The following is a 22,367-nucleotide window of genomic DNA, read 5'->3' as shown; positions in this document are numbered from 1 at the left end:
TTATTTGCTCACATCTCTTTATATCCGTGACAAAACGGCTAGTTGAAAGATGAAGAGATATTAATTTACCTATTTGATGGAGAATGTGTCATGAAGTCCAGCGGACAAAAGTTTATAGGCCGGAATCGTGCTCCCAGAGTACAGATTGAATACGATGTAGAGCTTTACGGCTCAGAAAAAGTGGTTCAATTGCCATTTGTTATGGGAGTCATCGCGGATTTGGCCGGAAAACCTCTAGAACCCTTGCCTGATGTCAACGATCGCAAATTTCTGGAAATTGACATTGATAACTTTGATGAACGCATGAACTCAATTAAGCCGCGTGTGGCTTTTCAGGTTGATAATACCCTGACTGGGGATGGCAAACTGAATGTTGAGTTATCGTTCGAAAATATGGCCGATTTTCAACCCGATGCCATAGCGGAAAGAATAGAGCCGTTGGCTAATTTACTGGAAGCCCGTACCCAACTGGCAAACCTGCTGTCTTATATGGATGGTAAAAGCGGTGCGGAACAACTGATTTCCGAGATATTGCAAAACCCCGCCCTACTGAAATCACTGGCGGAAACTCCAAATCCCGAAGGTAGCGCTTCAAAAGAGAGCACTGAAGATGATAGCACTGAAGATGATAAGGAGTAATTGATGAGCATAAATGAACAAGACGCTCTCATTCAACAAGAGCCGGCATCAAAAGAGTATACCCCTGATGAACTGAGCACTTTGCTGAGTAAAGAATTTCGCCCGCAAAGTGATCATACACGCAGTGCCGTTGAAGATGCGGTGAAAACGCTGGCCCAGCAGGCACTGGAAAATACGGTGACGGTCTCTGGCGATACCTACCGGACTATTCAGTCATTGATTGCTGAAATTGATGCCAAAATATCACAACAGATGAACCATATTTTGCACCATGAGGAATTTCAGACACTGGAAGGGGCCTGGCGGGGTTTGCATCATCTGATCAATAACACGGAAACCGATGAAATGTTGAAAATCCGTGTGATGTGCCTTTCCAAAAAGGAACTGAGCAACACACTAAAACGTTTCAAGGGCATCAGTTGGGATCAAAGCCCGCTGTTCAAAAAAATCTATGAAGCGGAATATGGTCAGTTTGGTGGTGAACCTTTCGGTTGTCTGGTGGGAGATTATTATTTCGACCATACGGCACCGGATGTTGAACTGTTGCGCCAAATGGCTCAAATCAGCGCGGCAGCACACTGCCCATTCATTTCAGGGGCCTCGCCAAGCGTCATGCAAATGGAATCCTGGCAGGAATTAGCCAATCCAAGGGATCTCACCAAGATTTTCCAGAATACGGAATATGCCTCCTGGCGCAGTTTACGCGAATCAGAAGACGTGCGTTATATCGGATTGGCACTGCCTCGTTTTCTCTCCCGCTTACCTTACGGCGCTCTCACTAATCCGGTTGATAATTTCAATTTTGAGGAGAGCACTGACGGCCCGACTCACGATAATTACACGTGGTCAAATTCTGCGTATGCCATGGCCGTCAATATCAATCGCTCCTTTAAGCTGTATGGCTGGTGTACGGCGATTCGCGGTGTAGAATCCGGCGGTATTGTGGAAAATCTGCCTTGCTACACGTTTCCATCTGATGATGGAGGTGTGGATATGAAATGCCCCACCGAGATTGCCATTAGCGACCGCCGTGAAGCTGAGTTGGCAAAGAATGGTTTCATCCCGTTATTGCACCGCAAAAATACCGACATGGCGGCCTTTATTGGTGCCCAGTCACTGCAAAAACCAGCGGAATACTATGATCCTGATGCCACGGCTAATGCTAACCTTGCCGCGCGTCTTCCCTACTTGTTTGCCTGCTGCCGTTTTGCGCATTACCTGAAATGTATCGTGCGCGACAAAATAGGGACGTTTCAAGAGCGCTCTGATATGGAGCGTTGGCTTAATGCCTGGATCACCAATTATGTTGATGGCGATCCGGTTAATTCATCACAAGGAACCAAAGCGAGAAAACCGCTGGCGGCAGCCGAAGTTCAGGTAGAGGAAATAGAGAGCAATCCGGGCTATTATCAGGCTAAATTTTTCCTGCGCCCTCATTACCAACTGGAAGGTTTGACCGTTTCTCTGCGCCTGGTTTCAAAACTTCCCTCATTAAAAGGAGCATAACGTAATATTAAATCCCACTCAGTCTCATCAACCCCTCATTTCTAATCTTCAAACCGTAATACGCATATATCTCTATGCATAACCCCAATATTTATTTATTGGAACCCGTTATTTCATTCAATTCTATTAAGGTGACAAAATATGTCTACTGCAGGTATCGACGCATATATTAATTTTACGGATATTAAAGGCGAATCAGGTGATAGCACATTCAAAGAGTGGACAGCGGTTAAATCATTTTCACTTCAATTGGCTAACCGCATCAATCACGAGAAGCAAGGCGCTGGATTAGGGGCGGGTATTGTAGAAGTTTCTGGTTTATCTCTGGAACTTTTATTTGATAAATCAGCCATCACCATGCGTCAATATATCGTCAAGGGAACGCATATTAAAAGCGCGACACTGAATGTCCGTCGTCAGGGAGGAAAACAAGAAACTTGGTATTCATTGGTTTTGACAAATGCCCTCATCGCAGACTCTATCTTAACTTACGGCGCAGGCGGTTTTTATTCTTCAATCGTCGTTGCCTTTCAAAAACATAAAGAAAGTTATTTTTCTCAAGAGTTTGCTTCTGGCGCCAAGGGTGCTGAAGTTAGTTATGATTGGGATTCCTATTCCAATCAAGGCGGCTAAACTATATCTAATAACCTCCTTCAGGGTAACCCCAGGGTGCTCTCTGGGAGGTTATTCCCTCAACAACAGGTATCCATAATTATGCGATTCACCATTGTGAAAAATACGGGTACAAGCCAGCCACCGCAACTGAGCCATGACTTTCTTCCTCCTGGTGGCACAATTGGCCGCAGTATCGATAATAACTGGTGTTTACCCGATGAAGAGCTGGCTATTGCCCGATTACAAGCCATTATATCCATCTCCGCTGATGGGGAATGTCGGATCAATAATCAAGGTTCAGCCTCTGAGGTTTTGCTAAATATGATACCCTTAGCTCCCGATCGTCAGATTGAAATCCGCGAGGGGGATAGGCTGAGTATCGGTCACTATCAGATTCAGCTCATGAATATTGACCAGAGTTCGCCCGCGCCGGTTTCCCCTCCGGCTACCCATAATGAACAACCGCCAACGACTAATAAATCAGACATTCCCAACGAAGTTTGGGATAATCTTGAACAGGTTTTTACTCCCCCCGGCACATTGCCCCCCTCAAATTTGCATCAGGCAACACCGGAATTAAACGATAACCACCCTCTGGCAGAAGGACAACAGTATAAGGAGCGGAATCCGATTGACCCATTGGCACAGATTGAGGCGACAACCGGCCTTGAAGCCCTGCAATTACGGACTACAGATCCCATTCCCATGTTCAATTCAGATACGGCTTTCCAACAAGAAAATATTCTGAATGACCAAACCCCCACGACCTTATTGCAAGGCCGTGAATGGTTGCAAGGCCGTGAACAATATGGCAATCAAGATGATGACAAAAAGGAGGTTGACCCACTGACGCTGTTTGCTGACCCGCATATCAAGCCTGCACAACATGTCCAAAAGGGGGATCCTCTGGATATGATGCTGAACAATGCCGTACCCTTGAGTTCTCCGGATCATGGTACAACCTGCCCTGAACCCCAATTGAGTTCTGAGCCGCACGTTGTATCTACATCGATCAAAAACACATCGATCAAAAACACATCGATTAAAAACACATCGGTTAAAACCACACCACCAGCGCCGATTAAAACACCCCCTGTGGCTCCGGCATCTTCTTTGCCCCCATTTTTCGAACCCGAAAAGGTCAGACAGGAACCCGGTCAGGCACAAAATTTCATCAAGGAAACTCACCCTCATCATTCTCAACATAACCATTCTCAACATAACCATCAAAACGATGAAACTCTATTGAGGGGGAAACTACTGGCGGCCTTGCTGGAGGGGATGGGGCTGAAAGGTATTCACAAACTGCAATTTGATGAACACAACATGTACCAACTGGGGCGACTGGTCAGTCAGTTATCCCAAGGCATTCTGCTACTCAATGCCTCACGTAACCAGCTTAAGCATAAAGCCAATGCAGACATGATCCAGACTCAATCAGATACCAGTAATCCCTTTAAACTTTTACCTTCTGGTCAGTCTGTTTTGGCGCTGGCATTTGGGGGGCATATGCCGGGGTTTATGCCACTGGAACAGGCCACCCAAGATATCCTGGACGAATTGCAGGCTCACCAATTGGGTGTAATTGCGGGGATGCGTGCCACCACAGCAGATATATTGCACTTATTCCACCCCGCTGTTCTTGAACAAAAAGCCCGGGACGAAGGTTGCCTGCCGCGTTTGTCGTTATCATCGACCTACAAAGCCTCAATGTGGGATTACCTCACTCAATATTACCTGACAACCGCCAGTGAATCTGAACAAGATTCTATTCTGTTCGGTGAAACTTTCCTGCAAGCCTATGATGCAGAAGTGAGCCGGTATAACAATGCCCAAGGCAGAAACCCTAAATAACATCGGGTTTACTTATCACCCTTTTTTCATTACCGCTCCCCACCATTATGACGACCAATAGGTAACCCATGAACGACAACATCACTTTGCTGCATGGCGGTTATCGTAGCCGAAGTAACACAGCACGCGTTACTGCCAAAGATAGAATGCAGCCTTTTCTGTTAGATAAACTCACCGATAATGAACCTGATAAACAACAAGAGGTGATTAACAACGGCCTTCTGTCACACAGCACCCTACGACAAAGTGTCTTGAGGGATTTACAGTGGTTGCTCAATAGTATCAACAGTGAATCGGAACAAGATCTCAGCCCATTTTCGGAAATTCGCCGCTCAGTTTATAACTTTGGGGTGACTCCCTTGGCGGGTAAATACCTATCTGGAATAGAGTGGGAAGACATCCAATATAGAATCATTAACGCCATTCATATATTCGAACCCCGTATCATACCCGATGAACTTGAAGTGAATTGTATTTCCGATACCCATTCATTGACGCTGTACAACACCTTATCCATAGAAATAAAAGGGTTTTTGTGGTGTGTTCCCTGGCCACTCGAATTCTTATTCCGCAGTGATATAGATCTGGAAAACGGTTATTTCACTATCAGAGAAGCCGGATAACGTTAGGCCAAAAAAACGACCGGAGGGGTTATGGACAGTAAACTACTTGAGTATTACAACCGCGAATTGGTGTATTTACGTGAAATGGGCAAAGAATTTGCCGAACGTTATCCTAAAGTCGCCAATCGTCTGGGCATGCATGGCATCGACGTTGTCGATCCTTATGTTGAACGTCTGATGGAAGGTTTTGCGTTTCTGACTTCCCGTATCCAATTGAAAATGGATGCGGAATTTCCGCACTTTTCCGGACATTTACTGGAGATGCTGTATCCCAATTATCTGTCTCCGACCCCTTCAATGGCGATCGTTGAACTCCAGCCTGACACCAGCAAAGGGGATATCAGCCACGGATTTTTAGTGCCGCGCGGAACGATCATGCACTGCCAGACGTTGAAAAAGGAGGGAATTACTTTTCACTATGCCACAACCCAGGATGTCACCTTACAGCCCCTGCACCTGCAACATATTGAACTTGGCAAAATTCCTGCCAACCTTCCGTTGGTGGCATTAAACCTTCACCAATATGGTGCTGTCAGTGCCCTGCGCATTCATCTCAAATGCAAGGAAAAATTCTTCCTCAATGAGCTGGATCTCAACAAACTGGTCTTTTTCCTTTCAGGGCCGGATATTCAATCTCAGCAATTGTTGGAACTGATGATGGAGCATTCTGTTGGCATTGTATGCAAGACGCTGGGCGATAATCCCAGATATCAGGTTTTGCCTGATATCTTCCCACAGCATGAGGGATTTGAGGATGAACAATCATTGTTACCTAACGATCCGCGTAATTTCAGTGGCTACCGGCAACTGCAGGAATATTTTGCTCTTCCGGCCCGTTTTCAATTTTTCAGTATCAGTGGCATGGGATCTTTACTGAAACAGACCGAAGAAGAGAATGAATTTGAATTGATACTGCTTTTGAAGAAGGTCGATGCCGATCTGGAACGCCTGATTGATGCATCTTATTTGGCTTTAAACAGCACACCTGTGATTAATTTATTTCCCAAAGTCACTGAACGAGTCACATTAGAAGAAAGTTCCAATGAATATCATCTGGTTGTCGATAATACCCGCCCTCTGGATTACGAAATATTTTCGGTACAACGTCTGCACGGCGTTGATAATACCCGCAAAGAGACACAAACATTCAGACCTTTTTGGTCTACTTTCAGTGATGATAAAGGCAACTATGGCGCTTATTTTTCTTTGCGGCGCGATCCCCGCATTTTATCTGAATATGCCCGTCATTACGGCACCCGATCCAGTTATATCGGTACAGAAACCTTTGTCTCTATTGTTGATGAACAACATGCCCCATGGCCCAATAAACTGAAATTTCTGATCGCCGATACCCTGTGCACCAACCGAGATCTATCGGCGATATTGCGCCAGCAAGATATCGACAGTTTTGCCATGCTGGATTCCATTCCCATCGAAAAAATTGTGTTTCTCAAAAGACCAACCGCGCCACGCCCTGCGCTGGCACAGGGTTCAACTTCATGGAAGTTAATCAGTCAACTTCAACTTAACTACTCCCATTTCATGGACAAAGATGATGAGGAAGGCACGCAGGCCCTACGGCAATTGTTGAGCCTGTACGCCAATCTGGCCGATCCGGCCATCACCCGGCAGATTAACGGCATTCGTCATTGTTCATTAAAAACTATCTATCGACGGGTTCCTGAACCCGGCCCGATCGTCTTTGCCAGAGGTGTCAGCATTCGATTGGAAGTGAATGAACAAGAATTTGCAGGAACCAGCCCGTGGCTGTTGGGCAGCGTGCTGGAAAGGCTCTTCTCACGTCTGGTCACCATGAATTCTTTTACTGAAATGACCCTGTATAGCCAGCAACGTGGCAATATCGGTTTTTGGCCTGCGCGTATGGGTAACAATAAATTGATATAAACAATAAATTGCTATAGAAAGACAAAAAATGCATATGAATCAAAAAAAATCCCTCTCCATTCATCGGATCTGTCGTTTACCCGATGATTTTTGGCAGAAACTCACCCAGGCCCCCTGGAAATTCGATCTATTCCAAACCCTACGCCGCATAGATGCCCAATCCGGGGAATATTATAGGCTTGGGTCTGCCCCATTGCCGAAATATGATCGCCTGCGGTTAGGGCAAAAAGCGTCCATGATTTTCGCCCCCTCCACCATTGCGGAAGTCAAACCACGGGAAAACTCGAAACTGCATGACATGTCAATTTACAGTTTTGGTCTGTTCGGTCCCAATGGACCATTACCCTTACATCTGACCGAATATGCCTATGCCCGACAATATAATTATCAAGACGCGACCCTGAACGCCTTTACCAATGTTTTCCACCATAGACTCATCCTGCTGTTCTATCGCGCTTGGGCTAACGCCCAACCCACTGTTTCTCTGGATCGTCAGGATAATCAACACTTTTGCCATTATCTCGCCTGCCTGACAGGGATGGGACTGCCCGCCCAGCAAAAAACAGACACGATTAGTGATCATGCCCGTTATTCACTATCCGGGCATCTATCCCGCCAAGGACATAGCGCAGAAGGGTTGGAAAAAATACTCTTCAGCTATTTCAATATTCCGCTGAAAATTGTGCAGAATATTCCTCAATGGCTAAAAATAGAAAGACAAGATCAGGCCCAATTAAAAGCAGGACGTAATATGCCCCGTTTGGGCAAATCCGCCTTTTTAGGCACCGCACTCTACGATATTCAACATAAATTCCGCATTGAATTAGGCCCGTTGAGCCTGGCTGAATACAACATGTTTTTGCCGGGAGAGCCTAAATCACAACAATTGCGTGACTGGGTTTATCAATATCTGGGGATCGAATACGCATGGGATGTCCGATTAACACTCCATCAGTCTGATGTGAAAGGCATTCAGCTATCAGAACCGACAAAATTGGGTCTGAATAGCTGGCTGGGTAACATTGAACACCCCGCCCATCGCGGCGATCTGCTCTATCACTCAGAATTCCCATAAACGCAATCACTGTCAACGATAGCCTACGGATTATACTCTATGTCAGAAATCAGTCGCTCTGTGCTCTTTGGCAAACTCAACCGTGTTCTATTCACCTCTTTGGAAAGTGCCACCACCTTTTGTAAACTGCGCGGCAATCCTTATGTCGAATTAGTCCATTGGCTGCATCAACTGATGCAGCAACAAAACAGTGACCTACAGCAGCTTATCCGTCACTTTGCGCTGGATGAATCCACACTGACCCATGATATTGTGACCGCGCTGGATCGCCTGCCACGCGGGGCAAGTGCCATCTCTGATCTTTCAGAACATATTGATAACGCGGTAGAACGCGCTTGGGTCTATGGTTCGCTTAAATTCGGCGTTCATGAAATTCGCAGTGCACATTTACTGATCGGCCTATTGAAAACGTTCAACTTACGCAATACGCTGAGAGCCATTTCTCCCCAGTTTGACCGGATTAATGCAGATACGTTGCTCGATAATTTCAATGAAATTTGCAGCGACAGCGATGAATCCCAGACCAGTACTTCACCCTTCATCAATACACAGGAAACCGCATCGCTACCATCATCACTACAGCCATCATCATCACTACAACAATATGGTCAAGAATTGACAGCCCGCGCGCGCAACGGGGAAATTGATCCCGTTTCAGGGCGCGATGAAGAAATTCGTCAGATCGTTGATATTCTGATGCGTCGCCGCCAAAACAATCCGTTACTGACAGGTGAGGCCGGAGTCGGAAAAACCGCAGTCATTGAGGGATTGGCGCTGAGGATTGTGTCAGGGGAAGTGCCTCCCCCTTTACGCAATGTTCAGCTTTGGCTATTGGATATAGGGATGCTGCAGGCCGGTGCCAGCGTCAAAGGCGAGTTCGAATCTCGTTTACGTAAGGTAATTGACGAGGTGCAATCCAGCCCCATTCCAATCATCCTGTTCATTGACGAAATCCATACCTTAATCGGGGCGGGCGGGCAGCAAGGAACCGGAGATGCCGCCAACCTGTTAAAACCTGCGTTGGCACGCGGTCAGTTACGCACTCTGGGTGCCACCACTTGGTCTGAATACAAAAAATATATTGAAAAAGATCCTGCCCTAACCCGCCGTTTTCAGGTGGTTCAGGTTCATGAACCCGATGAAGCCAAGGCACTGCTGATGCTGCGCAGTCTGGTTCATGCCCTGGAGCAGCATCACCATGTGCTCTTGCTGGATGAAGCCGTTGAAGCGGCTGTACACCTTTCTCATCGCTATATCCCTGCCCGCCAGTTGCCGGACAAGGCGGTGGCATTGCTGGATACCGCATGTGCCAGAGTTGCCGTCAGCCAACATGCAGAGCCACCACAACTGGAAAATTGCCGTCACCACATAGAGGCATTGCACATTGAACGGGAGATTGCCGAACGAGAATCCAAACTGGGCATCGGCGATCAACACCGTGCAGAAGCCATTTTCAGTGAACTATCGACTTTAGAAGAACAGCGCGTCCAGTTGCAAGAACGCTGGGAACAAGAGCTTGCCTTGATCGATAAAATCATTGATCTGCGCACTCAATTGCACGAAGGGCAATATGAAATGCACGAAGGGCAATACGAAATGCACGAAGGGCAATATGAGGTACATAAAAAACAACACGAAGATTTTGCAGCAAAGCACGCTGAACTGTCGGAGTTACAGCAACAATTAAAAGCATTACAAGGAGAAGAACCTCTCATCTTTGCTGCCGTAGACCACAACGTGGTTTCTTCGGTGGTTTCAGACTGGACAGGCATTCCCCTCAACCGCATGGTAAAAGACGAAATTGAGGCCGTATTACAGTTAGCTGACACACTCAGTCAACGTGTCATTGGTCAATATCATGGGTTAGAGTTAATTGCAAAACGGGTGCGCACTTCACGCGCCAAACTGGATGATCCCAACAAACCTGTCGGTGTGTTCATGTTATGTGGCCCTTCTGGGGTGGGTAAAACGGAAACCGCCCTCGCCCTCGCAGAGACGCTATACGGTGGCGAACAGAACCTGATCACCATCAATATGAGTGAATTTCAGGAAGCCCACACCGTATCTACCTTAAAAGGTGCTCCTCCGGGTTACGTCGGTTATGGGGAAGGCGGGGTGTTGACCGAAGCCGTCCGTCGTCGCCCCTATAGCGTGGTATTGCTGGATGAAATAGAAAAAGCCCATCCCGATGTCCATGAGATTTTCTTCCAGGTCTTTGACAAAGGCTGGATGGAAGATGGTGAAGGTCGCCACATCGATTTCCGCAATACCATCATTATCCTGACCTCGAATGTCGGTGCTGATTTAGTCAGTTCACTCTGTATCCAACAGGACACGGTGCCCGATATTCCAGATCCAGAAACACTCAGTACGCTGTTACGTAAGCCATTATTGACCGTGTTTCCTGCCGCCCTGCTGGGGCGATTGCTGGTCATTCCTTACTATCCATTGAGTAATGAAGTGATGACCAATATTGTGCATCTACAATTAGGCAGGATTAAAAAACGTCTATTGGAAAATCATGGCATTACCGCCACATTCGATGATGCAATGGTAGAACATATCGTCAGCAGGTGTACAGAAATTGAATCGGGTGGGCGCATGGTTGATGCTATCCTGACAAATACCCTGCTACCGCAAATCAGCCAGCAACTGCTTTCTGCCGGTGCCCGTGATGAGCAATATCATCAGTTGCGGGTATCTCTGGTGCAAGGTGAGTTTCAATTCCAATTCACGGACAATTCCAATCTGCAAACCAGACCGGGATCAGAAACCCTCCATGCGCTTCCCTGCTCTCCTAGAAATTCATAAACTGACCTTCCCCCATAAATCGTCAGTCAGCGCCGTCAATACATGATCTTGCCAAATACCATCAATCATTAAGTAGTGTTTGGCGTAACCTTCTTGTTCAAAACCCAGCTTCTTAAGCAGGTTTCCACTGCGATGGTTATGTGGCATATAGTTAGCCATAATTCGATGCATTTTTTGATGGCGCTGCATATAGCGAATTGCCGGCTGCAATGCTTCATACATTAACCCTTGCCCCTGCCATTTTTCACCTAAAGAATAGCCTAAGTAGCAGGAATGGAATGCTCCACGCATAATATTGGTGAAATTGGCCACGCCCATTACTTCATTATCATCCAGATCCAATAATAAAAAATTAAATGTCGCCTCCTGCCTTTGTAACTCGGCAATAGAGTTCAGTCGATTTGTCCAGCCGGAAGGTTGATAAAAGCTATTATCCCTTACTGGCTCCCACGGCTTAAGGAAATCTTTATTTTCTGCATAATATTCAGCCAACCGATAAGCATCCCGTTCATACACCAAACGAACGACCATCCTATCCGTGATAAAACGAATTTTTGGTGACGTCGAACGATAACCAAACATGCTTTCTCCTGATCTTTATCTTGAAAAACCCTTCAGTAATTTAGCTGTTATGGCAATGATTATCACCCCCCTACGATAAAAAAATATCATCTATACCTCCCCTATCTTAACGATCCAATTGAGTCCAAAATAACTAAAAATCATATTTATTTTTCCTATTTTAATGGTGCAAAATGTCATTAGTTTCACAAGCACGTAGCTTGGGTAAATATTTTCTTTTATTCGATAATTTATTAGTCGTTTTAGGCTTTTTCGTTGTTTTTCCCTTAATTTCTATTCGTTTCGTCGAACAACTTGGCTGGGCCGCCGTAATTGTGGGCCTTGCGCTGGGTCTGCGCCAGTTAGTACAACAAGGGTTGGGTATTTTTGGTGGGGCTATCGCAGACAAGTTTGGGGCCAAGCCCATGATTGTTTCGGGGATGTTATTGCGGGCACTGGGTTTCGCCCTGATGGCAATCGCTTCTGAGCCTTGGATACTGCTTCTTTCCTGTGTTTTGTCGGGATTGGGGGGCACGCTCTTCGACCCCCCAAGGGCAGCATTGGTCATTAAACTGACCCGCCCCCATGAACGCGGGCGTTTTTACTCACTGCTGTTGATGCAGGATAGTGCCGGAGCCGTCGTGGGTGCGCTGATAGGAAGCTGGTTGCTACAATATGATTTCACTATCGTCTGCTGGATTGGGGCTGCCATATTTGTACTCACCGCCTTATTTAATGCATGGTTTTTACCTGCATACCGCATTTCAACCATCCGCACGCCGATCAAAGAGGGCATGAGGCGGGTCATTAAAGATCGGCGCTTCTTTTACTATGTGCTGACATTAACCGGTTATTTTATTTTATCAGTTCAAGTCATGTTGATGTTCCCGATCATTATCCATGAAATTTCCGGCACTGCGGCGGCCGTTAAGTGGATGTATGCCATTGAAGCGGTGATTTCCCTGACCCTGCTCTATCCTATCGCCCGCTGGAGTGAAAAATATTTCCGGCAAGAACAACGTTTGATGGCGGGTCTGTTTTTAATGAGTCTCTGCATGTTCCCCATCGGTTGGGTCAGCCAGTTACATCTCTTATTTGGTTTAATCAGCTTATTTTATCTGGGCATGATAACCGCAGAGCCGGCCCGTGAAACATTGAGTGCTTCACTGGCTGATCCACGCGCTCGTGGCAGTTATATGGGATTCAGCCGATTGGGGCTGGCACTGGGTGGCGCATTCGGTTACACCGGCGGTGGATGGCTCTATGATACGGGCCGGAACCTGAATATACCGCAATTGCCGTGGCTTTTGCTGGGATTAGCGGGCTTAATCACCATTTATGCTTTACATCGCCAGTTCAATCAGAAAAAGATCGAACCCGTCATTATCAACAGACATTAATTGTGCAGTAAATGAGGTAAAATCTGCCCGTTGAAAATAAAAGGAGACAATATGAGAAGATTTTTCTTAGGGGCAGTATTGGTACTGGTCGGTTTAATCAGTGGCTGTGATCAATTCAAGGAAGTCAGCATCAGCGAAGGCTTACTGAATGACTATTTATTAAAAAAAGTTCATTATCAGAAGCAAATCAAGATCTCAGGGGTAGCTCAAGCCAACATCACGTTGGGTGATTTAACCAGTCAGGTCGGTCGTCAGGATCCGGAAAAAATTGAACTGTCCACTCAGGCCAAGGTTCAACTGACCACTTTGCTGGGAGCGATTCAGGCTGATATGAAACTGACGATGAGAGCGAAACCGATATTTGATGCAGAAAAAGGGGCTATCTTCATTAAGGGGCTGGAAATTGTAGACTATCAGACCACCCCAGAAAAGGCCGCCGCTCCGGTTAAGGCGTTGATGCCTTATCTGAATACGTCTTTGAGTGAATTTTTTGATACTCATCCGGTTTATGTTCTGAATCCGGAAAAAAGCAAAGCGGAAGCGGCGGCGGCAAAATTAGCCAAAGGATTGGAAGTTAAACCCGGGCAATTGATTATCGGTCTGACTGATAAATAATTTTCATTACCGATAATATAATAAAGGCAATTTATTAATTAATAAATTGCCTTTATTTTGCCCATCATTTAACGATAACGTGACATTGTCACGCAGACTCAAGCTCTTCACGCAACGCTTGCAATGCTTCGCGTGTCACAATCGCTAACGTCCGATAAAAACCACTGGTTGCATGAGCTTCCACTTTACCGAGAAATTGCCCGCACCACGGCAGCAAGTACTCATCAAACAACGTAATTTGCGCCTGAACTTCGTCTTCTGCCGCCTGATCTTCCAGCCATGACGCCGCCAACAACAGAGAGCCGAATTGATCAACCGGGGCTTCAGATAACGGCATCCCCCTTTCCGTTAAAAACTGACGGACTTCACTTTCCTTTTCATCAGTATAATCAGAACGACAAACCGCTACGTCCGCAGATGCTCCGCTAAACAGAGATTGATAATCCGCTGCAATCACCGACAATTCGCTGTTTTTCTGTAACCGATCCAACCCTTCATCCTGTTCCAAAGGCCACGCCTGTTTCAATTTCCCTTCAGCAATCATGGTAATTAAAGGTTGCAGAACAGGATCTTGTGGTGCACGGTTAAACAGTGTTCCCAAAATACGGCAAACAATAGAAAATTCGTTCATGACTTCATCCAATCCAAGTAACTCACCTAAACAATAAATAACTGTTATTGTCCCTAATCGCCTGCCTTGCTGTAAAGCACCTTGTTAATAACCGCGCTCTATATCAACAAGGCCGGTGGGTGCCTCACCCTTTTCGATCCGTCGGATATTTTCGCAGATGACATCCATCGCCTCATCGGGAAGGGTAATTGCCGCAATATGCGGTGTAATATTAATGCGGGGATGAGTCCAGAAAGGATGAAGATCGGACAATGGCTCTTTAACAAAGACATCAAGTGTTGCTCCCGTCACAAAGCCGGCATCAATGGCAACCAATAAATCCTGTTCGACGAGTTGGGCACCCCGCGCCATATTAATGATATAGGAACCTGATTTTAATTGACTAAACAAAGAAAAATTGAGGATACCCTGCGTTTCTGGTGTATCTGGCAGAATATTAATCAATACTTTACATTCAGAAAGAAAATCACTTAGTTGATCTTCTCCGTAAAAACTTTCCACTTGATCGATTTGTTTTGGGCGACGGCTCCAGCACCGAACCTTGAAATCAAATTCCCGCAATTTTTCAATAACGCTACGCCCTAAAACCCCTGCCCCTAAAACGCCGATAACAAATTCTTTTCGATGATGGGGAGCCATTGGCTTCCACACACGCTGCCCCTGATATTGTTTATATTCATCCATACGACGGAAATAGTATAAAACCGCAGCAACAGCATATTCCTGCATCTGCCGGGCCATGCCCGTATCTTCAAGGCGTATTAATGGAACCCCCGCAGGCAACATACCCGGATTTTCCAATTCTTGTTTGAGGACCGCATCCACACCCGCACCGAGTGAAAATATGCCTTTGATATCCTGACGATCCGCTAACATTTCATAGGGTGGCAACCAAACCAGCGCATAATCAGCGGGGGCATCATCACCATGAACCCATTGCCGGACGTTGGCTTCAGGTAATCTGGCCTGTATTCCCTGGAGCCATTTATCAACATTAAAAGTAAAGGAAGGGTGAAAAAAAATGATGTTCATAAAATCTTTTTCCTTTTTGTTTTTATGATAGGGTTAACCCATTGCCGAAAGGTTGCAAGCGTCCGGTAGAAAGACGGGGATGAAAATATTAATAATGTTATCTGCTTAACATATTTGTGATGATCCGTTGCAAAAAAAAAAAGCACTTTCCCTTTCATAACCGATTACCAAGCACACAGATTGTTTTTTATTTGTCTAATCAGTCAAAAAGCCGGAAAAAATCGTTATAAGCCTGTTGACGCCCGCCCTGCTTTTCCCTATAGTAGCGCCCCGTTGCAGCGATGAATTCAATTTAATTGACCGCAACAACAAAATACGGTGAGGTGTCCGAGAGGCTGAAGGAGCACGCCTGGAAAGTGTGTATACGTGAAAACGTATCGAGGGTTCGAATCCCTCCCTCACCGCCATATTCTATGAAAGAGCCTGAACAAAACGCTCAGGCTTTTTTAATGTCTGACCGATTAAAAACGGTTGGCATATTGCAGAAAATATTCCGATGGAATACTGCAACAACAAAATTCGGTGAGGTGTCCGAGAGGCTGAAGGAGCACGCCTGGAAAGTGTGTATACGTGAAAACGTATCGAGGGTTCGAATCCCTCCCTCACCGCCATATTTTGTGAAAAAGCCTGAACTCATGTTCAGGCTTTTTTGCGTTTATTCCGTTCTCAAACATACCGTTATCTCACTGCATCTGTTTTGAATTATTTTTATGATAATGAGTAAATAAATTAAGAGTTCCTCCCCAAAAAACACCGGCAGATAAGCCACTGACAAAACCAAACAGCAAATTAAAATTAAAAGAATGTGATAGTGTAGAACTCGTATTCAACATGACAGAAATAATGAATTTAACGATAAAAACCAAAAGAATCAGGATCAAAGTCAAAGGCGTTCCTGATCGGATAATTAAACCACTCTTACTTCCTGCTCTTAATCTGGGCTGACGACTCCATAGCCCCCATCCAATAACACCACCCACGAATATACCCAGAGCAAGCATTGATAATGCAGGGGTTAAATATATTTTCTCATTCAATACGTTATAAACAGCCCAGATAAAAAACACTATTGGCATAAAAAACAATCGTTCAATTCTCATTTCCCTATCGTATAACGCATTGAAACCCCGTTTAACGAGAAAAATAAATAAAATCCAAACCCAGATAGGAGTACCTTTAAGAATAGTTAAAATTGACATGTCATCTACCCTTATCATATTGATCACAATATGAATAACAGTTTAAATTAAATACTATTATTCATATTTATTTACCATAGTCACTATAAAAACATTATTCATGAGATGTCTATTTATATATGAATTAGTTACAATCAGTAAATGTTGTTTGCTATCAATATAATGAATACATTGAACCAGATAAAATAAACGTCAATTTATACCTATGTAATCACTCCCTTAATATCAATCCGTCGTCTTCCAAAGGGCAATTTTTGTTGACTGCAAATCAAAAAACAACGGACATAAAACAATATCTCCTTCATTGACCTTAATCCAAGGGGCACACTCGAATAGTATGACCATCAGGATCTTTCACCAGGAAAGTGCGGCCAAAAACGTCAGTATAAGGTTCCTGCTTAATTTCAATGTTTGGGTTGTTTTGCCATCTTTCAAAAAGTTGCTCAACGTCTTCGTTGGACGGCAACATAATGCCAATTTCAGAAAAACGCGGAACCGCGCTATCAGGCTTTATGCCTCCGCTCCAGATAGCAAAGATTGCCACTTGACCCGCAGAAAATGCCACATAACGGGGGCTGGAAAAAAGGGGTTCAGCATTGAAAAGTGTTTTATAAAAAATCGTAGAACGCTCAATATCTGAGACATAAATCAGTTGAAGATTAGGTTTAACCAAGATGGAATCGATTTTTTCATTTGTTTTAAAACAATTTATTTCAATATGATTGGCTTCAACAACAGCTTTAAGCCGTGATGTCGTTTCAACCAGATCTTTTGTCACCTGTTTAAAAAAACGTTCCACCTGAGCATTCGGAATACTCTCTTCAGGCTCAAAAGTCACCGTAACCTGAATGCGGTTTGCCATGCTGTTTTCAGCGGTCAAAATTTGGTGACAAAAAGTTAATATTCCCATTTGTGGCAGATTAACCTGATCGGTGAACGCTTTATTCACTTCAATCTTCGCAAGATAAAAACGGATCTCAGGCATGCCTTTTAATCCCATTCTGCCGTATTGCCCGGTTTTAATTTCACCTTCAAATTCAAGATATTCGAGATCAATCTCCCATTTTTTCCGCAAATTAAAATCAATATAATGTGCCCAGATTTGAGATGGTTTTGCGTTTACCGATGTCGAAAAAGTTAGGGTTAACATGAAAAACTCCCACAGTGAGATGGCGGTTCGAAATATGACGTGCCCGTAGGGTAGCAATTCGGTGTGACAGTTTTTGTCAGCAGTCTTTCATCAGCCATATTGTCACTAATGGGGTATTTTTTCTGTTTCCCGCCATTCCTTCAGCAATGACTGTCTTGAACGGGGATAACACTGTTTTTCTATCTGTAAATCGCTCATTCTATCCGACCTGAAATGACGGAGTGCTTCCCGTAATTCACACCACGCAATGACAATACTGATATTTTCAAAATATCCCAACGCAAATGGCCATATCGTTCTTTTGGAATGATTGCCTTTCAGATCCAGATACGTGAAGGTAATTTTATGCCGGTGACTGATTGCCCGCCGTATTTGCGGAATATCAATGGAAGGCTGAATGTTCGTGGAAGCAGGCCCCACTAATAATGAATTTGTCTCCAAAAATTGCTTTAATTCTGCGGGGATGACGGCCGCAATTTTGTTTACTGCGCTGTTTGCGGAGGCTTTTAACTGGGAGTCTGCACGTTTGGCGACCCAACTTGCGCCCAAGGCTAAGGCTTCTATTTCATTTTGCGTTAGCATCAGTGGTGGCAGGACAAATCCCGGTCGCAAAACATAGCCGATGCCCGCTTCACCTTCAATGATTGCACCTTGAGACTGTAAGGTGGCAATATCCCGATAAACGGTTCTTAAACTGATGTTTAATTTTTGTGCTAACACTTTGCCCTGTACAGGAAAATGATAGCTGCGCAAAATCTCCATAAGAGATAACAAACGTTGTGCCCTGGACAATGCCTTGTATCCTTAATATTAACCAACCTGTTCACCAAAACCCGTAAGATTATCATCACTTCTAATAACACATTAATTAATTCAATAATTTCTTGATCGTCAAGATAAGTTATCTTTATTGGGTTGCCTTTTTACCTTTTTTATTTTATTAATAATGATGATAATTTGACCTATAAGGAACTTAGGACAAGATGACCATCTATAATCTTAAACCTCGTTTTCAGGATCTGTTACGTCCTATCGTCATTTCTTTGCACAAACAGGGGATCACCGCCAACCAAGTTACCTTGGGAGCGATGTTTTTATCAATCGCGGTGGGTTTATTATTAAGCCTGTTTCCTTCTTTCGCTCTCTATGGGTTGTTGCCGGTTGTTCTTTTCATCCGCATGGCACTGAATGCGATTGATGGAATGCTGGCACGGGAACACCACCAGCAATCTGATTTAGGGGCTATTTATAATGAGCTTGGGGATGTCATTTCCGATCTCGCACTCTATCTCCCCTTCTGTTTTCTGCCTAATGTCAGTAGTACGGGTCTGCTGATTATCTTATTTCTGACTATCCTGACAGAATTTATCGGCGTTTTGGCGCAAACCATTGGCGCATCACGGCGCTACGACGGCCCAATGGGAAAAAGTGACCGGGCTTTTGTCTTCGGTACTTATGGCTTGATGATTGCCATTTTCCCTTCCACCTTGAGCTGGAGCCACTATTTATTTCCTCTCATAAGCATTCTGCTCTTGATAACGTGCTATCAGCGTATCGTTAAAGCCTTACGTGAAATCAGGCTGGCTGAAAAAACACTGTCCAAATAAGGCATTAACATGACTCATTTATCGAAAACACAGCCATCAAATCATCGGATTGCTGAAGAACATTATTTCACCACATCAGATTCGGCTTCCCTGTTTTACCGTTATTGGCCACAAGAACAGGCTAAGGCTGAGAAAGCCATTATCATTTTTCACCGTGGTCATGAGCACTCAGGGCGAATCCAACATGTTGTTGACGAACTCGCTCTGCCTGATGTGCCGATGTTTGCATGGGATGCCCGTGGACACGGGAAAACAGAAGGGCCACGAGGTTATAGCCCATCAATGGGGACGTCGATTCGTGATGTCGATGAGTTTGTGAGATTTATTGCCGCCCATTACGCCATCGCAATGGAGAATATTGTGGTGATTGGGCAAAGTGTCGGCGCAGTATTGGTGTCTGCCTGGGTACATGATTACGCGCCAAAAATCCGGGCGATGATCCTCGCCGCACCTGCATTTGATATCAAACTGTATGTCCCCTTTGCGGTAGCAGGCTTGCGATTAATGCAAAAAGTACAGGGGATGTTTTTTGTCAATTCCTATGTCAAAGCCAAATTCCTGACTCACGATGCAGCCCGCGTTACATCCTATGATAATGATCCACTCATTACTCGCGAGATTGCCGTCAATATTCTGCTGGAACTTTATCAAACCTCAGAGCGCGTGGTAAAAGATGCCAGCGCCATAACGTTGCCAACTCAACTCGTTATTTCTGGGAGTGATTATGTCGTACACCATAAACCGCAGCATCAATTTTACCAGCGGCTGAATACCCCGATTAAAGAGAAGCATGTCATGGAAGGGTTCTACCACGATACGCTGGGTGAAAAAGATCGCCATTTAGTCTTCGACAAAATACGTCCTTTTATTGAGCGCGTTTTTGCAATCCCACGTCATCAACATGATTACCGCCATGAAGATACCTGGAGCCATACCGCTGACGAATTTCGTGAATTAATGCTTCCGTTACCCCGTCTATGCCCCAAAAACCTCAGCTATAAATTGATGCGCAAGGCGATGAGTACACGCTGGGGCAAGGCTTCCGAAGGCATTCGCCTCGGTCTTGAGACAGGTTTTGATTCCGGCTCCACACTGGATTATGTCTACCGCGATCAACCACAAGGCCGGGGAGTCTGGGGGCGTATCGTGGATCAACACTATCTCAGGGGCAACATTGGCTGGCGCGGCATACGGCAACGCAAGGTCAATATGGAAACATTAATCCGTCAGGCCATTCGTTATTTGCATCAACAAAACCAACCCGTTCATATTGTTGATATCGCTGCCGGGCATGGGCGCTATGTTCTTGATGCAATCAATGATTTCAGCAAAATTGATTCCGTTTTGTTAAGGGATTATAGCGAACTCAATGTCAGTCAGGGGCAAGCGTATATTGAAGAACGTAATCTCACAGATAAAATCCGTTTTGTTATCGGCGATGCATTTAATGCTGAAAGCATTGCTTCCATTACGCCAACACCAACATTGGGCATTGTTTCCGGTCTTTATGAATTATTTCCCGACAATACGCTGATCAGGGATTCTCTCTGCGGTCTTGCTGAGGCCATTGCAGAAAATGGTTACCTGATATATACCGGGCAACCCTGGCATCCACAACTTGAAGTGATCGCCCGTGTTCTTCCCAGCCATCGGGAAAATCAGCCGTGGGTCATGCGCCGACGGACTCAGGGAGAAATGGATGCGCTGGTAGAATCCGCCGGTTTTGAGAAACAGTACCAATTAACGGATAACTGGGGCATTTTCACCGTATCGATCGCCAAGAAAGTCCAACGTTGAGAATAACTGGATGAAACACCCGACCAAACTTCCCCACGATAGTCGCCCCCGTTTGTGGCTAACCGCCGCTGTCTGGCTGTTGTTTCTCGCGCCGTTCTTTTTTATGACCTATGGGCAAGTCAATCAATTCACGGCGCAAAGGGACGATGTGGACGTTATGGTGTTCGGTTGGGAACATCAGATCCCTTTCTGGTCATGGACGATTATTCCTTACTGGAGTATCGATGTGTTTTACGGGGTATCGCTGTTTATCTGCACCCGCCGCCGTGAACAATGGTTTCACGGTTGGCGATTAGTGACAGCATCACTGATTGCCTGTCTTGGGTTCCTGCTATTCCCGCTGAAATTTTCGTTTTCCCGTCCTGCGACTGACAGCGTTTTTGGCTGGTTATTCGATCAACTGGAACTGTTTGATCTGCCGTATAACCAAGCCCCTTCCTTACATATTATCCTGCTATGGTTGCTCTGGTTGCGTTATTCAGCCCACTTGCACGGTTATTGGCGCGGGTTGCTGCATATCTGGTCTGCCCTCATTGCGTTATCGGTTCTCACGACCTGGCAACATCATTTTATTGATGTGATTACCGGTTTTGCCGTGGGTGTGGTGATCAGTTACCTGCTGCCCATTTCACACCGCTGGCACTGGCAGCCAAGCCAAGATAGCTATGCCAGAAAATTAGTTGGTTATTATGCTGTGGGAAGCCTGTTTTTTGCACTCATGGCATGTGGATTAGGTGGCGCGTTCTGGCTCCTGTTGTGGCCGGCCATATCATTATTGATGGTCACTCTCGGCTACGCTGGATTGGGAAGTTCAGTGTTTCAAAAGCAATCAGATGGCCGCATGTCATTGTCTGCGCGCTGGCTAATGGCACCCTATCAATTGGGTGCCTGGTTCTCCTATCTTTGGTTTCGGAGAAAAAGCGCACCTTATAATCAAATCGCAGAAGGGATCATTCTTGGCTGTTTGCCGCATAAATCAACCATCCAATCAACCCATACGGTCAGTGTGCTGGATATGACAGCAGAGTGGCACCGGCGACCAGACGACGATACAGAAAATTATGTTTGCCTGCCCCAAATCGATTTACTGCCGATCATGCCTGAAGCACTAGAATCCGCCGTCTGTACGCTGGATAATCTGCACCAAAAAGGTGGGGTGTTCATTCATTGCACACTGGGATTGTCCCGTAGTGCACTGGTTGTGGCCGCATGGTTGCTGAAACAGCATCCTGAATATGCTATTGCCGACGTTATCAATCTATTGCGTCAAGCCAGACCCCACGTAACGTTCAGGCAGACACACCGGGATGTCCTTGCACAATGGGAAAAACAATTTCGTTAATCTAT

Annotated in this window: 19 protein-coding genes and 2 tRNA genes; 15 read left to right on the top strand and 6 right to left on the bottom strand. The window is 45.3% G+C overall.

The features are described from left to right. Positions 1-90 precede the first annotated feature (90 nt). From tssB to tssH, 8 genes are all read left to right on the top strand, one after another. Positions 91-639, top strand: a complete 549-nt coding sequence (gene tssB / locus Xbed_RS11150; protein ID WP_086113000.1) for a type VI secretion system contractile sheath small subunit — start codon at positions 91-93, stop codon at positions 637-639. A 3-nt stretch (positions 640-642) separates the two neighbouring features. Continuing rightward, complete coding sequence (gene tssC / locus Xbed_RS11145) at positions 643-2,145, top strand: type VI secretion system contractile sheath large subunit (RefSeq protein WP_086112999.1); 1,503 nt, start codon at positions 643-645, stop codon at positions 2,143-2,145. Between the two features lie 141 nt (positions 2,146-2,286). Then, positions 2,287-2,778 carry an Hcp family type VI secretion system effector gene (locus Xbed_RS11140; protein ID WP_086112998.1) on the top strand — a complete coding sequence of 164 codons (492 nt, stop codon included), beginning with the start codon at positions 2,287-2,289 and terminating at the stop codon, positions 2,776-2,778. Positions 2,779-2,859: 81 nt separating this feature from the next. Next, positions 2,860-4,614: a type VI secretion system-associated FHA domain protein gene (locus Xbed_RS20190; protein WP_244182472.1), complete on the top strand. Its 1,755-nt coding sequence runs from the start codon at positions 2,860-2,862 to the stop codon at positions 4,612-4,614. Positions 4,615-4,682: 68 nt separating this feature from the next. Further along, positions 4,683-5,237: a type VI secretion system baseplate subunit TssE gene (locus Xbed_RS11125; RefSeq protein WP_086112997.1), complete on the top strand. Its 555-nt coding sequence runs from the start codon at positions 4,683-4,685 to the stop codon at positions 5,235-5,237. A gap of 30 nt (positions 5,238-5,267) precedes the next feature. Continuing rightward, on the top strand, positions 5,268-7,142 hold the full coding sequence (gene tssF / locus Xbed_RS11120; protein ID WP_086112996.1) for a type VI secretion system baseplate subunit TssF: 1,875 nt from the start codon (positions 5,268-5,270) through the stop codon (positions 7,140-7,142). Between the two features lie 28 nt (positions 7,143-7,170). Then, positions 7,171-8,217 (top strand): type VI secretion system baseplate subunit TssG, encoded by a 1,047-nt coding sequence (gene tssG, locus Xbed_RS11115; protein WP_422641354.1) that lies wholly within the window; start codon positions 7,171-7,173, stop codon positions 8,215-8,217. A gap of 39 nt (positions 8,218-8,256) precedes the next feature. Continuing rightward, on the top strand, positions 8,257-11,028 hold the full coding sequence (gene tssH / locus Xbed_RS11110) for a type VI secretion system ATPase TssH (RefSeq protein WP_086112995.1): 2,772 nt from the start codon (positions 8,257-8,259) through the stop codon (positions 11,026-11,028). On the opposite strand, the gene rimJ is transcribed toward tssH, so the two are convergent. Further along, positions 11,023-11,610 carry a ribosomal protein S5-alanine N-acetyltransferase gene (rimJ, locus tag Xbed_RS11105; protein ID WP_086112994.1) on the bottom strand — a complete coding sequence of 196 codons (588 nt, stop codon included), beginning with the start codon at positions 11,608-11,610 and terminating at the stop codon, positions 11,023-11,025. The genes tssH and rimJ overlap by 6 nt on opposite strands. A 173-nt stretch (positions 11,611-11,783) precedes the next feature. Between rimJ and mdtH the strand changes: the two genes are divergently transcribed. Further along, positions 11,784-12,989, top strand: coding sequence for a multidrug efflux MFS transporter MdtH (gene mdtH / locus Xbed_RS11100; RefSeq protein WP_086112993.1), 1,206 nt, complete (start codon positions 11,784-11,786; stop codon positions 12,987-12,989). A 51-nt stretch (positions 12,990-13,040) separates the two neighbouring features. Continuing rightward, on the top strand, positions 13,041-13,604 hold the full coding sequence (locus Xbed_RS11095; RefSeq protein ID WP_086112992.1) for a lipoprotein: 564 nt from the start codon (positions 13,041-13,043) through the stop codon (positions 13,602-13,604). Positions 13,605-13,692: 88 nt separating this feature from the next. Here the strand turns inward: Xbed_RS11095 and Xbed_RS11090 are convergent, their stop codons facing one another. After that, the gene (locus Xbed_RS11090; RefSeq protein ID WP_086112991.1) at positions 13,693-14,235 is read right to left on the bottom strand and encodes a TorD/DmsD family molecular chaperone; all 543 of its coding nucleotides are present in this window, start codon (positions 14,233-14,235) and stop codon (positions 13,693-13,695) included. Between the two features lie 84 nt (positions 14,236-14,319). Beyond that, positions 14,320-15,267: a glyoxylate/hydroxypyruvate reductase GhrA gene (ghrA, locus tag Xbed_RS11085; RefSeq protein ID WP_086112990.1), complete on the bottom strand. Its 948-nt coding sequence runs from the start codon at positions 15,265-15,267 to the stop codon at positions 14,320-14,322. A 317-nt stretch (positions 15,268-15,584) separates the two neighbouring features. Here ghrA and Xbed_RS11080 point away from each other — a divergent pair. After that, positions 15,585-15,674, top strand: a tRNA-Ser gene (locus Xbed_RS11080). A 114-nt stretch (positions 15,675-15,788) separates the two neighbouring features. Beyond that, a tRNA-Ser gene (locus Xbed_RS11075) sits at positions 15,789-15,878 on the top strand. A gap of 72 nt (positions 15,879-15,950) precedes the next feature. On the opposite strand, the gene Xbed_RS11070 is transcribed toward Xbed_RS11075, so the two are convergent. The 3 genes from Xbed_RS11070 to Xbed_RS11060 all read right to left on the bottom strand — a co-directional run bounded on the left by Xbed_RS11070 (position 15,951) and on the right by Xbed_RS11060 (position 18,408). Next, entirely contained in the window at positions 15,951-16,466 is a 516-nt protein-coding gene (locus Xbed_RS11070; protein WP_086112989.1) for a DUF6622 family protein, read from the bottom strand. 310 nt (positions 16,467-16,776) lie between these two features. Then, entirely contained in the window at positions 16,777-17,616 is an 840-nt protein-coding gene (locus Xbed_RS20185) for a VOC family protein (protein ID WP_244182471.1), read from the bottom strand. 105 nt (positions 17,617-17,721) lie between these two features. After that, positions 17,722-18,408 (bottom strand): helix-turn-helix transcriptional regulator, encoded by a 687-nt coding sequence (locus Xbed_RS11060; protein ID WP_086112988.1) that lies wholly within the window; start codon positions 18,406-18,408, stop codon positions 17,722-17,724. A gap of 191 nt (positions 18,409-18,599) precedes the next feature. Here Xbed_RS11060 and Xbed_RS11055 point away from each other — a divergent pair, with 191 nt between their 5' ends. From Xbed_RS11055 to Xbed_RS11045, 3 genes are read left to right on the top strand one after another with little or no spacing between them, the layout of a single operon-like run. Next, positions 18,600-19,223, top strand: a complete 624-nt coding sequence (locus Xbed_RS11055; protein ID WP_086112987.1) for a CDP-alcohol phosphatidyltransferase family protein — start codon at positions 18,600-18,602, stop codon at positions 19,221-19,223. 9 nt (positions 19,224-19,232) lie between these two features. Further along, positions 19,233-21,020 (top strand): bifunctional alpha/beta hydrolase/class I SAM-dependent methyltransferase, encoded by a 1,788-nt coding sequence (locus Xbed_RS11050; RefSeq protein ID WP_086112986.1) that lies wholly within the window; start codon positions 19,233-19,235, stop codon positions 21,018-21,020. Between the two features lie 10 nt (positions 21,021-21,030). Then, positions 21,031-22,362, top strand: coding sequence for a phosphatase PAP2/dual specificity phosphatase family protein (locus tag Xbed_RS11045; RefSeq protein ID WP_086112985.1), 1,332 nt, complete (start codon positions 21,031-21,033; stop codon positions 22,360-22,362). Positions 22,363-22,367 lie beyond the last annotated feature (5 nt).

The sequence above is a fragment of the Xenorhabdus beddingii genome (genome assembly GCF_002127545.1).
GTDB classification, from domain to species: domain Bacteria; phylum Pseudomonadota; class Gammaproteobacteria; order Enterobacterales; family Enterobacteriaceae; genus Xenorhabdus; species Xenorhabdus beddingii.
Note: the sequence above shows the minus strand (reverse complement) of the source record. Positions and strands in the feature narration are given on the sequence as shown.